This window comes from Citrobacter sp. R-1.5.2 (assembly GCF_035064245.1).
Classification (GTDB): Bacteria; Pseudomonadota; Gammaproteobacteria; order Enterobacterales; family Enterobacteriaceae; genus Citrobacter.
Genome location: NZ_JASEYC010000008.1, coordinates 115285 through 129782, shown reverse-complemented (window position 1 = coordinate 129782; position 14498 = coordinate 115285). Strand labels below are relative to the sequence as shown.

Below are 14498 nucleotides of genomic sequence, written 5' to 3'. Positions count from 1 at the left end.
CCAGGTAGTGGTAGTTAAACCTTTTTAGCATCGGCAGAAACAGCTTTCAGGATGTAAGGTTCCAGCAGTCTAGCAACAGCTTCAAACACCGGTACCACCACGGAGTTACCGAACTGCCGGTATGACTGCGTGTCGGAAACCGGAATACGGAAGGGTTTACCGTCTGGCTTTTCAAAGCCCATCAAGCGTGCGCACTCACGAGGGGTGAGCCTGCGCGGACGACGAGCCTGGTTTTCTTCATTTAGAAAGTCGGCTTCACCTGCGGCCATATCCCAGCCACGATCTACCAGAATTTCGGATCCGTCTTTGTGATAGCGGGCAGAAAGCGTACGGGCAACACTTTCCTTATTTTCAGGATTAACGAGGCCAAAACCGAAGCCATTCCCTTTAGCCGCATGCTTTTTTGCATAGTTGTAGAGATATTCCCAGAGTTTGGGCGTCAGGATATATTTACTGTCAACGACTGGTTCCAGAAGCTCGCGAAATAACGGTCGTCGATCCGGATAAAAACGACTCACGTCGCGCAGGGTAAAGCCATTGTGAATATTCAAGTCGCGGCGGAAACCGACCAGAACGATACGTTCACGGTGCTGGGGCAGGAAATGTTTTCCATCGATGACCTTAGGATCGCTTTTTCCCACATCAGCCGCATCTGCAACTTCATAGCCCAGCTCGTCGAGCGTCTCCATGATTACTTTAAAGGTTTTACCTTTGTCATGACTCTTAAGATTTTTCACGTTTTCCAGCACAAAGATGGCTGGCTTTTTGGCCCTGATAATACGTGCCACATCAAAGAAAAGCGTTCCCTGTGCCTCACATTCAAAACCATGCGCACGGCCAAGTGAGTTTTTTTTGCTCACGCCAGCAAGGCTGAACGGCTGGCAGGGAAAACCTGCCAGAAGCACATCATGATCCGGCACATGCTCATCAATGAAGGCATAGGCGTCGGTTTCCGACACTTCAGGTTTGTCACTAAGAGTGACTTCCCGGATATCTAGATTGAATTTGTGTGCGTGTTCATCATTAAACCAGTTGGCTTTATAGGTGCGCACAGCTTCTTTATTCCATTCGCTGGTAAAAACGCACTGACCACCGATAGCCTCAAAACCATTTCTAATACCACCAATGCCAGCAAACAGGTCAATGAAGCGGAACGCATAGTCTGGATGATGTACAGACGGTTCCGGCAGCATTTTACGAAGAAGCTCTACTTCTGCTGAAGTCAGCGACTTAGGGGGGCATTTGCCATTAATCCAGCGGTTAATTGTTTCCCGAGTCCAATCATTTTTGCCAACTTTCCTCAATAACTCAGCCACGTACTTCTGGTCATAGATTTCCAGTACCTGCTCAATCAGTTTCTTATCATTTTCCTGTCGCTGTTTTTCTTCTGCTTCTGCTTTCTCAAGCAAATCCTGCGCCAGTAATTCAAATTCAGACATATCACCTCCATTGGGTCTTATAGGTGAAACTCTATCACTCATTTGACCCAGAGGAAATATTTTTGTCTGGATATTTAAACAGTGCTTGTTGTTAATCGTTGTCAATTCCTGAAAGCGCTACGCATAAGGCAAACAGCCTACTATAGCGATATGGTGCAGATGATGGTGTTAAATCACGATTCTGTATGTGCAAACTATGAGCGTTGCGTGTCTTACTCAGGATGGTATTGCAAAGACGGCAGATCATCGTGAGATGTATATACCGTTCTGGCACCAATCAGACGGCCATTACCGTCGAGAGCGATAAAGGGCATTCCAAAGATGGTAGATCCGTGCATGCAGGGTAAGCCTTACATGAAGAGGCGGTACCCAGTGCATTAACATTTAATATTTAATATTTAATTTTCAACCCAGGTTTCAATAAGAAACAATTAGTTCCTCGATTCGTTAATACGACAATATAACCATTCTTCAAGATCACTTTTAAGCCAGCGAGATGCCCTACCCAACTTAATTGGTTTTGGAAACATCCCGTCCTGTATCAGTTTATAGAACCATTTATCGCTCAGACCAGTGAGCTGGGTAATGAATTTCATATCAATGAATTGATCTTCAAGTAGTGTAGGTTTTGTATACATAGTGATGTGTTCCGGTTAAGGATTAATAACCGGAGCTGTTAGTAAACTGATTTACTGCCAGCTCCTCCACATCAATGGTTTCTGTTGTAAAAATATGCAGGGGTGATAATCTCCTGCATTGAATACTTCGTTTACACGTTTCTTGGGCGGCCTAACCCGCTTGGTGGCGGTACCTCATTACAGGCGTAAATATTCATGCCATTCTTTTGTTCCTGCTTGGCAAGGTAGCTGATGATATATCTCAAGCCATGGATATAATCGGTATCCCGATGGTTAATAGTTTTGTTGATATCAGCTTTATAACTCTCCTTATATTCACATCGATGATATTTACCTTCCCCTTGCGTTATTTCCTTCCACAAAGCACCTATGCGTTCTGCTATCGGAAATGCTTTACGTATTTTTTGCCCATCCAGATACACCACCGAGTGAGAATGAAACCTACTGTCCTGACCATATTCAATCACCCAGAAAAATCCAGCTACACCATGTTCCTGTTCAACTTGCCAAAATAGCTTTCGAAGATCCTCCTGAAGACAACTGTACTCCTTTTTGTAACGTTCTGAGTTCTGGTTGTACGAAAAGTCCAGTCGAATACCGAGAATCTTTGAATAGCGTTCAATGACTTTGTTCAGATGGTGATTTATCAGACTATGTAAAAACCAGTCCATTTTATATTTTGCAATATATGGATAGTTATCGTTCATATTGTTTCCTCTGAGGTTATGGTTCAGAGGAAGGGGATGTGTTGTATTTTTATATCTGTGGGTATCTAAGATGGAGCTCTTATTAATTATATTAATTAACCTTAATTATTTGAAAGTACAATCAAATAAAAACCACCAACTTAATCATGGTTCTAACCTAACGGTTTTGCTTCAGGCGAATCAGAGTTCTGGGCTGGTAAAGGTGACGAGTAACACAAAATGGTGATTTTTTGTCTCTATGTACATGATATATATTGATAATGAATAATTTACTTTAATAAAATGACAACCTTTATGCATGAAATCACGTAGTGATTATTGGTGGGGGTTATGGTTCAGTTTTTTGATGATAAACATGAAGTTAATATGTTGTATTCTGCCTTAAAGACTTTGGGTGTAGATTACTCACCTGATGCAGGGGAAATTAACGTAAAGGGTTATGAAGAGAGTGTTCGGCAGTTTTTGGTACATAATGAATTTGATGAACAAGGCGCTGATTCTTTAATAAATAATGCCTATGCTATCGTGAAAAACTCCAGCCCTTTACCAGACGAATTAGAGTGGTTTGTTTGTGACCCTAGAGCCAGTTATTGGTTTCTTGTTAAAACTGAATTATCAGTAAGCATGCCCAAAACTTCTAGTGATATATTTACTGAAATTTTTTGTACTTATAATTTTAAAGTGTCTGGGAAATTGCTACCCCCAGAGCATAATGCCAGGGTTAACTACCTGAAAGAAATTGTACGAAAACTTACTCCTACACTAAGCATGAGAGAGTACATAATTAAATCTCATCGTGAATGGAGCGATATGATTGTGGGGCAAAATATTTTTAATGATGTCAATGGTAGTACCGGTGTGCCCCTTAAATGGCTAATCACTTACCTGCGGGAAAATAAGGTGGCTCTGAGCGAATATCCAGTAGGGGAAAGCATGGAGGAGAAACTCGCATTTTGTTATGCATCCTATTTCACTTGGTTCTCGTGGTATGAAAACAGTGACGCTGATAAAAAGCTTTTTCTAACAAGGTTTAAAAGTGCACTAAGCACTCAAAAATCAAGGATTAAGAAAAGGACAGGAAATCTCAAAGTGCTTAATGTGAATGTCTCTGAAGAAACCCATGACAAAATACGGGATATTTCCATCTCTGAGGGGATATCTAACTCTCGGGTTATTGAGTATGCTATCAATCTTGCATGGAAAGAGAAAAGGTTTAAGAATTAAAACTAAGTTAGACATATATTACTCTCATGAACATACCAGCATAACGGCAGAACTTTACGGTCCTGCCGTTTCTAGTTTTATTTATTGCAGGAGTCGTCATGAATAACCAGCAAGGTTTGCAGTCATTAAATCATTCGCTTTCCAGCCTGCCGCAATGGGTGTCTGAACGCATACTGCAGCAGATAAATCAGTTAACCCATTACGAGCCAGTGATCGGCATTATGGGTAAATCCGGAGCCGGGAAATCCAGCCTGTGTAATGCACTGTTTGCCAGTGAGGTATCACCCGTCAGCGAGGTGGCGGCCTGTACACGTGAGCCACTGCGCTTTCGCCTGCAAGTCGGTGACCGCTATATAACGCTGATGGATCTGCCCGGCGTGGGCGAAAGTGGCGCTCGCGATACCGAGTATGCTGCGCTGTACCGCGAACAGCTTCCTCGCCTCGACCTGGTACTGTGGCTGATTAAGGCCGATGACCGGGCGCTGACGGTGGATGAACATTTTTATCATCAGGTGATTGGAGAGGTATACCGGCATAAGGTGCTGTTTGTTATCAGCCAGTCGGATAAGGCCGAACCTACCAGCGGTGGGGGACAGTTGTCCACGGCGCAGAAGCAGAATATCAGCCGCAAAATCTGCCTGCTGCATGAGCTGTTCCAGCCCGTCCATCCGGTGTGTGCTGTGTCGGTCCGTCTACAATGGGGGCTTAAGGTGATGGCCGAGCGGATGATTAAGTGCCTGCCACGTGAGGCCACCAGCCCGGTGGTGTCGCAACTCCATCCTTCCTTTCGCACGACGGTAGTCCGGGAACAGGCTCGTAGCGATTTTGGTGAAACCGTCGGGGCCGTACTCGATAGCATCAGTGCCTTTCCCCTGATACCCGCCCCGGTGCGGGCCGTCATTCAGGCCGTGCGCACCACCGTGGTGTCAGTGGCCCGTGCCGTCTGGGATTTCTTCTTCTGAGTATTTAACCCATCCCTGTTACTTCCCTGCCCCTGTCGCCGATGCGACGGGGATTTCTTTTATTTGTTTTCCCATTATGAGGAGTCTGCTTATGACCCGTCTGGCTTCGCGCTTTGGCGCAGCAAACCTTATCCGTCGCGACCGTCCGTTAACCCGTGAAGAGCTGTTTCGCGTAGTGCCCAGTGTATTCAGTGAGGACAAACACGAGTCCCGTAGTGAGCGTTATACCTATATACCCACCATCTCCCTGCTCGACAGCCTACAGCGAGAAGGCTTCCAGCCATTCTTTGCCTGTCAGACCCGCGTGCGTGACCCGGGTCGTCGTGAACATACAAAGCATATGCTGCGCCTTCGTCGGGAGGGGCAGATTACCGGTAAGCAGGTGCCGGAAATCATTTTGCTGAATTCACATGATGGCACCAGTTCGTACCAGATGTTGCCGGGACTATTTCGCGCAGTTTGTCAGAACGGGCTCGTCTGTGGTGAGTCGTTTGGCGAGGTGCGGGTGCCGCACCAGGGGGACGTGGTGAGTCAGGTAATTGAAGGCGCGTATGAGGTACTGGGCATTTTTGACCGTGTGGAGGAGAAGCGGGATGCGATGCAGTCGTTGCTGTTGCAGCCTCCTGCGCAACAGGCACTGGCACAGGCTGCACTAACGTACCGGTTCGGGGAGGACCACCAGCCGGTTGCGCCGTCACAGGTGCTCTCCCCGCGCCGCTGGCAGGATGAGAGTAACGACCTGTGGACCACGTACCAGCGTATTCAGGAGAACCTGATTAAGGGCGGGCTCAGTGGTCGTAGCGCAAAAGGCGGGCGCACGCATACCCGTGCCGTGCGGGGCATAGACGGTGATGTGAAGCTTAACCGGGCACTGTGGGTGATGGCGGAAGCGATGCTCAGTGGTTTTCGGCCTGCGTGAGTTCACACTTTGCATCAGATAACGTTACGGCGGTGTTAATAAATGACACTCCCTGTCATTTTTGGTGGGAATTTTTGCCGAGTATTTCACCGAAAAATGGCGCAGGCCTGACAGATTCAGGCTTCAGGCCTCCCTCAAAATAGCGGCTCCAACAGACATATCCTGACAACCCCCTCCTTTAGAATCTCATGTCTTTCAACCGGTTAACCTGCACGGAGGAACCATCATGCCACCGACAGAGCGTCGCTACGACAGACTGGCGGTCAGGCTGTCGTTGATTATCAGCCGCCTCGTAGCGGGTGAAACGCTGGATATGCAAAAGCTCGCGACCGAGTTTGACGTGTCAGTCCGCACCCTCTACAGAGACTTTCGTGAACGGCTGATTTATCTGGATCTCGAATGCCATCAGGGCTGCTATCGCCTACGGACAGGGGCCGGGCCGCAGGGCGAGCTGGATGTCCTGACGTTTGCCCACCGTACCGGCATCGCCGGCCTCTTTCCGGGGCTGGACCGTCGGCTGGTGAGCCTGCTGCTGAACTGCGAGGGTGCCCCCTGCCTGACCGGAGATGCGGTTTCTGTGGGCTCACCTGCGACCCAGCTGTCCTTTTACCGGCTGGTACAGGCTATTACCACCTGCCAGCGCGTCACGTTGCTGACTGACGGAAATCGTTGCGAAAGACTGGCCCCTTACAGGCTGATTGCCCAGCAGAGCCACTGGTACTTGGTTGCGGAGCATCACGACCGTCCGGTGGTGTTTTCGCTCAGTGATATTCACCTTGTGCAGCCCCTCACTGAGAGTTTTAAACGCAACGAGCGCTTTTACCGACTGACAGAAGATTTAAGTTTTATCCGAGCACTGCCGCATTTTCAGTTTATTCAACAGGCAATCACCAACATAACTACAACCTAAAGGAAATCAGCTTCTTGCCGATACCCTTTTAGGGGAAATTCTACACACAACAAGGTATTTATGATGAAGCGAAACCTGAACACCAGCTACCGGCTGGTATGGAACGAAGTTTTGGGAGCATTTGTTGTTGTCTCAGAATTGGCAAAAGCAAAAGGAAAGCGCAGCACTGCTGTTCTCGCGCTGGCAGTTGCCGGACTGGTGGCAAGCCCTGCGGCACTGGCTGATGATGCGCCGGGAAACACCCGTACGGTAGCGGCCGGTGAGGTAGTCAATGGTGCGGTGATCGGCAATCACGACTCACAGATCGTTTTCGGTAAGACAAACAACACAGTCATCAACACAGGCCTGGAGTTCGGTGCTGATAATGATGACAACAGCGGTGGTCAGTGGGTACAGACGGGGGGCGTGGCAAACCAGACCACCATTAATAATAGCGGGCTGCAGGGTGTACTGGCTGGCGGCAGCGCCACAGACACCACAGTCAACAGCGGTGGTGGTCAGAGCGTGCATGGTCAAGCTTCAGATACCACGCTTGACGGTGGTACACAGTGGGTACACAGCGGCGGTATTACCTCCGGCACGATCATTAATAAAGACGGGGCTCAGCTGGTAAAAGCTGGAGCGCAGGCTACCGGTAGTGTGGTGAATACCGGAGCACAGGGTGGTCCCGATGCAGAGAACAACGACGGGCAGTGGGTTGCCGGTACCGCAACTGATACCACCATTAATAACGATGGTCGTCAGATTATTGCCGCTGGTGGCCTCGCTACCAGCACAGTGATTAAAGCGGACGGCGACCAGAGTGTGCACGGTTCGGCAATTAATACCCTGCTGGAAGGTGGCTTCCAGTACGTTCATGAAGGTGCCAGCGCCGAAGGTACAGTGATTAGCCAGAACGGCTGGCAGGTGGTGAAGAACGGAGCGACGGCAACGGATACCACTATCCTTAATGGTACTGGCACCGAGGTGGCAAACGGCAACAGCGCATCCTCGCAGAGTGTGCAGGCTGGTGGCTCTGCCCTGAACACCACTATCGGTGATGATTCACCCTCCGGCGAATTGCTGACCGACCTGTCGTATCAGATGGTGGATGGTGGACGTGCGGAAAATACCACCATCAATAATGGCGGGGTACAGTCGGTTTTTGCCGGTGGTACAGCTATCGGCTCGGTCGTGAATCGTGGTGGTCGGCTGGAAGTGTCCATCTGGCAGGATGAACCTGTTGCCGGGAAAACGGCAGTGGCCGGGTCGGCGAATAACGTCACAGTGGAAGCGGATGGCATATTGTCGGTGGATGCGGGCACTTCCGCGACGGATGTGGTCATCAAACAGGGCGGTGCATTATGGGCGACCACCGATTCCACGGTTACCGGGACGAACAGTCTTGGGGATTTCTTCATTGATGGCACCACGCATATCGCTACCAATGTCCTGCTGGAAAACGGCGGGCGTCTTGATGTACTAGGCAATGGCATCGCCGATACCACTACGGTTAATCAGGGCAGTATTCTGGCCGTCGCGACCGGTGGTAAGGCGCAGAACATCGTAATGCATGACGGCGGTGTGCTGATTGCCGATACCGGTGCAACGGTCAGCGGTACGAACACCACCGGCGCATTCGGCATTGACGGCGCAACCGGTAAGGCCAGCAACCTGCGTCTTGATAACGGCAGTCAGTTCACGGTACTGGGTAACGGCAGTGCGGATAACACCACAGTGGGTGCAGGCAGTACACTGAATGTGGCCCAAGGTGGCACGCTTACTGGTACCACCACATTTGGCGACGGTGCATCGCTGACAGGGAGTGCCACCAATAGCGGACAACTGCACTTCAGCAACGGTAACGCAGCCATCAGCGGTTCGGTAAGTGGTGACGGGCAATTACTCAAAGAGGGTAACGGTACCCTGACGGTCAGCAATGGCACGTTGTCTCAGTCACAGGTAACCCTGAATCAGGGAACGCTGGCGCTGAACAATGCGATCATCAACAGCGATATCATCGCACAGTCTGGTACCCAAGTGCGCCTGACTGGCAACTCGGTGATGAACGGCGCGATTGACCCGACTGACGTCACCCTCGACAGCGCTGCCAGCTGGAATATTCAGCGTGGGGCGGCAGTGAAATCGGTGCTCGATAACCTCGATAACGCCGGAACCATCAGTTTTACTCCAGCCACCGGTAGTCAATTTGTCCCGGAAACACTGACGGTCACCAATCTGACGGGCCGTAACGGCACCATCAACATGTCGATTCGTCTTGATGACCCGGCCTTCCCGACCGATATGCTGGTCATTGACGGCGGACAGGCAACCGGCAAAACTTGGCTGAACTTCACCCATACCGGTGATGCAGGGCTGGGCCTAGCAACAACCGGCAACGGCATCAAAGTGGTGGATGCGATTAACGGAGCCACCACTGAAGCCGGAGCCTTTGCGCTGGGCCGCAAATTGCAGGCCGGGGCGTACAACTACACCCTGAGCCACGGCAGTGCCGATGAAAACTGGTACCTCACCAGTGAAGCGGGTTACCGTGCCGAAGTGGCGCTGTACGCCTCTTTGTTTGCGCAGAGTATGGATTACGACCGTGCATTGGCGGGAACATACAGTCAGCGCAGCAGCGCCGTGAACGACCAAGGGATCTGGGGACGTATTCAGGGCGGGCATACCGGGCGTGATGGTAACGGCGGCATTGCACAGGGCGACACCCCGGAAAGCAGCGGCAGCTACGGTTTTATGCAGCTTGGTGGTGACTTGTTCAAGCATGATACCGGTACACTTTCCCTAACCACTGGTCTGTATGGCGCAGTAGGCCAATCGTCGGTGGATGTGAAAAACGACGATCGCTCTGCGGCAGGCAGCGTGCGTGACACGGTGTACAGCATCGGCGGCTATCTGACAGCAGTTCATGATGCCAGTGGATTGTGGGCAGATATCGTGGCACAAGGCTCCCGTCACAGCCTGAAAGCCAACTCTTCGGATAACCGTTTTGATACTGACGGCACTGGCTGGCTGGCCTCTGTGGAAACCGGTCTACCGTTTAACATCAGTCAGGGATTGGTGCTGGAGCCACAACTGCAGTACGTCTGGCAAGGACTGTCTCTGGATGATGGGCATGACAACGGCGGTTACGTGAACTTTGGTGACGGCAGTGCGCAGCATGTCCGCGCCGGTATCCGTTTTGGCAGTTCGTCTGAAATGGACTTCGGTCAGGGTACCTCTGCGGTCACAGGGTTTGCTGACAGCATGAAGCGCAGCGCAAGTGAGCTTCCGGTGAACTGGTGGGTACGTCCGTCGGTCATCCGCACGTTCAGTTCCGATGGCGATATGAGCATGGGCACGGCGACTGCAGGCAGCAATGTCAGCTTCACCCCGTCTCAGAAAGGCACGTCGCTTGACCTGCAGGCGGGTATTGACGCACGAGTACGGCAGAATGTCACACTGGGCGTGCAGGGCGGTTATACCCGCAGCGTCAGCGGTAACAGCGTTGACGGTTACAACGGTCAGGCCACACTGAAAGTCACCTTCTGATAATCCTGCCACTCTAACCAGAGTGGCATCAGTAGTCCTCACAGCCCCTGTTGCTCTGGCAACAGGGGCTTTTTGCATTTAAGGAGGCATATGCCTGAATCTCACTTACTGCCACCGGGGCCCTTCACCCGAAGACATGCGCAAGCGGTCACTACCACGTACAGCAATATCACCCTCGAAGACGACCAAGGCAGTCACTTCCGCCTTGTGGTTCGTGACACTGAAGGCCGGATGGTCTGGCGGGCATGGAACTTTGAACCCGATGCCGCTGAAAGTCTTAACCGCTACATCCGCACCTCCGGCATCCGTACAGGCACCTCCACCCGCTGACCGCGAAGCATTTACCCGCACATTTCACCTCCCCGAACACGCTTTATTCCCCCATTTGCCAGCCATCGCCGCTGGCGTTTTTTATTAACGGAGACATGCCCATGACAACACAGACGCAGTACGACCTCGCACCCGCTAACCAATCAGAATTTGAACTGACCGTCACGCAGGTACCCGACGAACAGCGTATCGATTTCTGGCCGCAACACTTTGGCACTATCCCGCAGTGGACAACCCTGGAACCGCATATTTTTGCCTGGATGGACCGCTTCTGTTCGACCTACAGCGGTGGTATCTGGTCCTTTTACACCCTCAGCAATGGCGGGGCGTTTATGGCTCCCGAGTCTGACAATGATGAGACATGGCGTCTGTTTAATTGCCTGAACGGCAACGATGCCCAAATGAGTGCAGAAGCCGCAGGTGTCGCTGTCTGCCTGATTGAATACAGCCATCACGCCTGTCGCACCCAATGCGATGCCATGACTGAACACTATTACCGCCTGCGGGACTACGCCCTGCAGCATCCAGAGGCCCACGCCATTCTGCGTATTATCGACTGACCGAAGGAGCAACAGATGAAACAGCTTTCCTTTTTACCCGGCGAGATGACGCCACAGGACCGGCGTCTCATTCAGCGGGCGCTCAGGGCGCTGGACCGGCACCTGCATGAACCTGGGGTGGCCTTCACCTCCTCACACGCTGTCCGTGAATGGCTGAGACTGCATATGGCCGCACTTGAGCGGGAAGAGTTCCGGGCGTTGTATCTGGACAACCAGAATCAGTTGATTGCCCATGAAACGCTCTTCACCGGCACGATTAACCGTACTGAGGTGCATCCCCGGGAAGTGGTCAAACGTGCTCTGCACTTCAATGCCGCAGCAGTAATACTGGCGCATAACCATCCTTCCGGCGAGGCGACACCCAGCCAGGCCGATAAAACCCTCACGCAGCGACTGGTGCAGGTGCTTCAGTTGGTGGATATCCGCGTTCCTGACCACCTGATTGTCGGCGGCAGGCAAATCTATTCGTTCGCAGAACACTGTCTGCTATGAGGTATGACATGAAAATTATCAGTAAACGCCGGGCAATGACGATATACCGCCAGCATCCTGAGTCCCGAATCTTTCGTTACTGCAGTGGAAAATATCAGTGGCACGGTAGCGTCTGTCATTACACCGGCAGGGACGTTCCGGATATCACCGGAGTCCTCGCGGTATACGCCGAACGCCGCCAAGACCGCAACGGGCCCTATGCCTGTCTGATGAGTATCACCCTAAACTGACAATAAAGGAGGTTATCAATGAGCAATATCACATGGGGCCTGCAGCGGGATATCACACCGCGCCTGGGGGCCCGTCTGGTACAGGAAGGAAACCGGCTGCATTATCTAGCTGACCGTGCCAGCATCACCGGTAAGTTCAGTGACGCCGAATGCCGGAAGCTGGATGAAACATTCCCGCACTTTATCAGCCAGATGGAATCGATGCTGACCACTGGTGAAATGAATCCTCGCCATGCCCACTGTGTCACCCTGTACCACAACGGTTTTACCTGCGAAGCCGATACCCTTGGCAGTTGCGGCTACGTATACATCGCCGTTTACCCCATCCAACGATAACGAATTTCACGAGAGAAAGCATGAAAACTCTACCTGCTATAATTTCGCGGGCGGCGAAGCCCTGTCTGTCGCCCGTTGCAGTCTGGCAAATGCTACTTACACGCCTGCTGGAAAAACACTATGGTCTGACCCTGAACGATACGCCGTTCTGTGATGAAACCGTTATACAGGAACATATCGATGCCGGTATTACGCTGGCTGATGCCGTTAATTTTCTGGTGGAAAAATACGAGCTGGTTCGAATTGATCGCAAAGGATTTAACTGGCTGGAACAATCCCCTTATCTCCGGGCTGTTGATATTCTTCGAGCGCGACAGGCAACTGGCTTGTTGCAGAAAAGCCGTGACGACGAAGCACGGTGAATATTGCGTAAAACCTTCCCGATTCACAATGTCGAACTTTCCTCCTTAAACGTTCATTGCCTAATGCGCCTGCTATTATTGGCGGGCGCGTTTACTATTACGGACAACATATCATGCAGAAAGAAGCTGAAGTCTTAATTGACCATCATGAACTGGTTTGTTCAACCAAACTTGAACGCGTAGATGGTTGTTGGCAAACTTAATGTGACAAACTTCAATTGCTCGGTTTACAGAAGAACTACGGCACTTAAGGGAAGCGGAAGGTCAGAAGTGGATGCCGCCTTGCCACAGTGAAAAAGACTAAAAAAACAGCTAGGCATACCCCTGATCCACTCAAGCAAAATTATCTGGGGGTGCTTATGGGGGTTCTTCATTTATAAGTAAAAAATTATCACTATGAATTCAACAAGTTAACTATTAAATTCGACTCCTGTGATCTCCGCCAATTTGCTTATCTTATATCCGCCATTTGCCATATCTTCTCCATTCACAAATTCCTTTATGATTCTCAGTTCAAAATTCTAAATACATCTATTCACTTTGAGAATATTATATGAGCACAGCGCTTACTATTTTAGCCATTACAGCTACTGTAATTAGTCCATTATTAGCCGTTCAAACTCAGAAATTCATTGAAAGGTACTCACAAAAAAAATCATTGAAGATTGATATATTCAAACAACTCATGGCGACACGATCTCAGAATGCCAGATTATCCAATGAGCATGTTCGCGCGCTAAATATGATAGACTTAGCATTTTACGGTAAAGTAAAAAAAGGAAAGACAAAGAGGAGCACTTCTGAGGGTAGCGTATTATCTTCATGGAAGCTTTATTTTGCACACTTGAATACTTCATACCCAGGTAACGATAATGCCCAGGGCGCTATATGGAATCAAACAAGTAATAGCTTGTTCCTGGACTTATTATCAGATATTGCAAAAGATATTGGCTATGATTTCGAGCGAGTCCAATTACAAACAGCTACATATTCTCCGGTTGCCCATGGAGCAATCGAGAGCGATCAGATAAAAATAAGAAAAGGTTTAGCTGCAATATTTTCAGGAGAAGATGCCTTAAAAATGGAGATCATAAATATTCCGGGAAGGCAGGATAATTAATAGACCCACTGCTCATTTTGAGTCTCAACACCCAACCTTTCCAACGCCTTTCTGCCCAAGGAGTTCGACAAGCCACGCCCAAAATTTCCCTTCCGACAAGTGGCTCCGCGCGGCGGGATTTGATACCGGGCAACAGATTACTGTAAAAGTGATGAACGGCTGTATTGTCCTGATGGTCTATGGCGAGCAGGAACAACGGCTGCAGGATGAGTTGAAAGAGGCACATCAGAAGTTGAACAGAATTGAGAGCACGCTGGCGACTCTCCAGTGAGGTACGACTGAACCTGTATGCGTTACTTACAGGTTCAACTGATGCCGGATGGCGCTAACGCTTATCCGGCCTACGGACTGCATGCAATAAGAGACAACATTGCGGCCTTTCATTTTCAGTTATTCGGTTTTACCGAACAACTGCCATAACCCCATATTCAATACGTAAAAAACCACCGATCGGTTAATCAGCGCTTCTTTCAGATCACCGCTCATCCTGAAACGGGAGGCTTTCGAGAGCAATATCGCTGCTATATGTTGCGAACAGGCTAGATCAGGATAAAAGGAAAAGATGCAGGAAACTGCATTTGAGATTCGAAGAATTTATTTATTAATAAAATCAGTGAATAACAGAGGGGGGATTATGGCACCATTTCCATGATCGGCTGGGATATTTATTGAGGTTCAATCCTGAGTATTTCAGTAACTGTGATAATAAATAATATTTTTATACTAACTAATACAAAATAT

17 protein-coding genes and 1 pseudogene are annotated in these 14498 nt (G+C 49.9%); 14 read left to right on the top strand and 4 right to left on the bottom strand.

Translation table 11 applies throughout. From position 1 onward, the window contains the following. Positions 1-14: 14 nt before the first annotated feature. The 4 genes from QMN38_RS15775 to QMN38_RS15760 form a co-directional block, all read right to left on the bottom strand. The gene (locus QMN38_RS15775; protein WP_048241911.1) at positions 15-1439 is read right to left on the bottom strand and encodes a DNA cytosine methyltransferase; all 1425 of its coding nucleotides are present in this window, start codon (positions 1437-1439) and stop codon (positions 15-17) included. A gap of 212 nt (positions 1440-1651) precedes the next feature. Beyond that, on the bottom strand, positions 1652-1777 hold the full coding sequence (locus QMN38_RS15770) for a hypothetical protein (protein ID WP_256473287.1): 126 nt from the start codon (positions 1775-1777) through the stop codon (positions 1652-1654). 93 nt (positions 1778-1870) lie between these two features. Next, entirely contained in the window at positions 1871-2077 is a 207-nt protein-coding gene (locus tag QMN38_RS15765) for a helix-turn-helix transcriptional regulator (protein ID WP_048241909.1), read from the bottom strand. Between the two features lie 131 nt (positions 2078-2208). Beyond that, the gene (locus QMN38_RS15760; protein WP_048241907.1) at positions 2209-2784 is read right to left on the bottom strand and encodes a rolling circle replication-associated protein; all 576 of its coding nucleotides are present in this window, start codon (positions 2782-2784) and stop codon (positions 2209-2211) included. A 330-nt stretch (positions 2785-3114) separates the two neighbouring features. Between QMN38_RS15760 and QMN38_RS15755 the strand changes: the two genes are divergently transcribed. From QMN38_RS15755 to QMN38_RS15690, 14 genes and pseudogenes are all read left to right on the top strand, one after another. Then, the gene (locus QMN38_RS15755; protein WP_323605324.1) at positions 3115-4008 is read left to right on the top strand and encodes a hypothetical protein; all 894 of its coding nucleotides are present in this window, start codon (positions 3115-3117) and stop codon (positions 4006-4008) included. A gap of 98 nt (positions 4009-4106) precedes the next feature. Continuing rightward, positions 4107-4970, top strand: coding sequence for a GTPase family protein (locus QMN38_RS15750; protein ID WP_048241903.1), 864 nt, complete (start codon positions 4107-4109; stop codon positions 4968-4970). Positions 4971-5061: 91 nt separating this feature from the next. Then, a complete protein-coding gene (locus QMN38_RS15745) occupies positions 5062-5889 on the top strand; it encodes a DUF932 domain-containing protein (RefSeq protein ID WP_323605323.1) in 828 nt (275 codons plus the stop codon). A gap of 226 nt (positions 5890-6115) precedes the next feature. Then, complete coding sequence (locus QMN38_RS15740; RefSeq protein ID WP_001135318.1) at positions 6116-6799, top strand: helix-turn-helix transcriptional regulator; 684 nt, start codon at positions 6116-6118, stop codon at positions 6797-6799. 60 nt (positions 6800-6859) lie between these two features. Then, positions 6860-10327 carry an AIDA repeat-containing protein gene (locus QMN38_RS15735; protein ID WP_075262209.1) on the top strand — a complete coding sequence of 1156 codons (3468 nt, stop codon included), beginning with the start codon at positions 6860-6862 and terminating at the stop codon, positions 10325-10327. Positions 10328-10417: 90 nt separating this feature from the next. Beyond that, on the top strand, positions 10418-10657 hold the full coding sequence (locus QMN38_RS15730) for a DUF905 domain-containing protein (protein WP_001115184.1): 240 nt from the start codon (positions 10418-10420) through the stop codon (positions 10655-10657). Positions 10658-10758: 101 nt separating this feature from the next. Continuing rightward, positions 10759-11217 carry an antirestriction protein gene (locus QMN38_RS15725; protein WP_032655093.1) on the top strand — a complete coding sequence of 153 codons (459 nt, stop codon included), beginning with the start codon at positions 10759-10761 and terminating at the stop codon, positions 11215-11217. A 15-nt stretch (positions 11218-11232) separates the two neighbouring features. Beyond that, entirely contained in the window at positions 11233-11709 is a 477-nt protein-coding gene (gene radC / locus QMN38_RS15720; protein WP_048241897.1) for a RadC family protein, read from the top strand. Between the two features lie 8 nt (positions 11710-11717). Next, a complete protein-coding gene (locus tag QMN38_RS15715; RefSeq protein WP_001548171.1) occupies positions 11718-11939 on the top strand; it encodes a DUF987 domain-containing protein in 222 nt (73 codons plus the stop codon). An 18-nt stretch (positions 11940-11957) separates the two neighbouring features. Next, entirely contained in the window at positions 11958-12275 is a 318-nt protein-coding gene (locus QMN38_RS15710; protein ID WP_048241896.1) for a type IV toxin-antitoxin system YeeU family antitoxin, read from the top strand. 20 nt (positions 12276-12295) lie between these two features. Continuing rightward, a complete protein-coding gene (locus QMN38_RS15705; RefSeq protein WP_048241894.1) occupies positions 12296-12637 on the top strand; it encodes a TA system toxin CbtA family protein in 342 nt (113 codons plus the stop codon). 553 nt (positions 12638-13190) lie between these two features. Further along, positions 13191-13757: a DUF6680 family protein gene (locus QMN38_RS15700; RefSeq protein ID WP_323605322.1), complete on the top strand. Its 567-nt coding sequence runs from the start codon at positions 13191-13193 to the stop codon at positions 13755-13757. 48 nt (positions 13758-13805) lie between these two features. After that, positions 13806-14028, top strand: a pseudogene (locus QMN38_RS15695) (SymE family type I addiction module toxin); the annotation flags it as partial. A 17-nt stretch (positions 14029-14045) separates the two neighbouring features. Then, positions 14046-14177 (top strand): hypothetical protein, encoded by a 132-nt coding sequence (locus tag QMN38_RS15690; RefSeq protein WP_271454898.1) that lies wholly within the window; start codon positions 14046-14048, stop codon positions 14175-14177. The last annotated feature ends 321 nt before the right edge of the window (positions 14178-14498 follow it).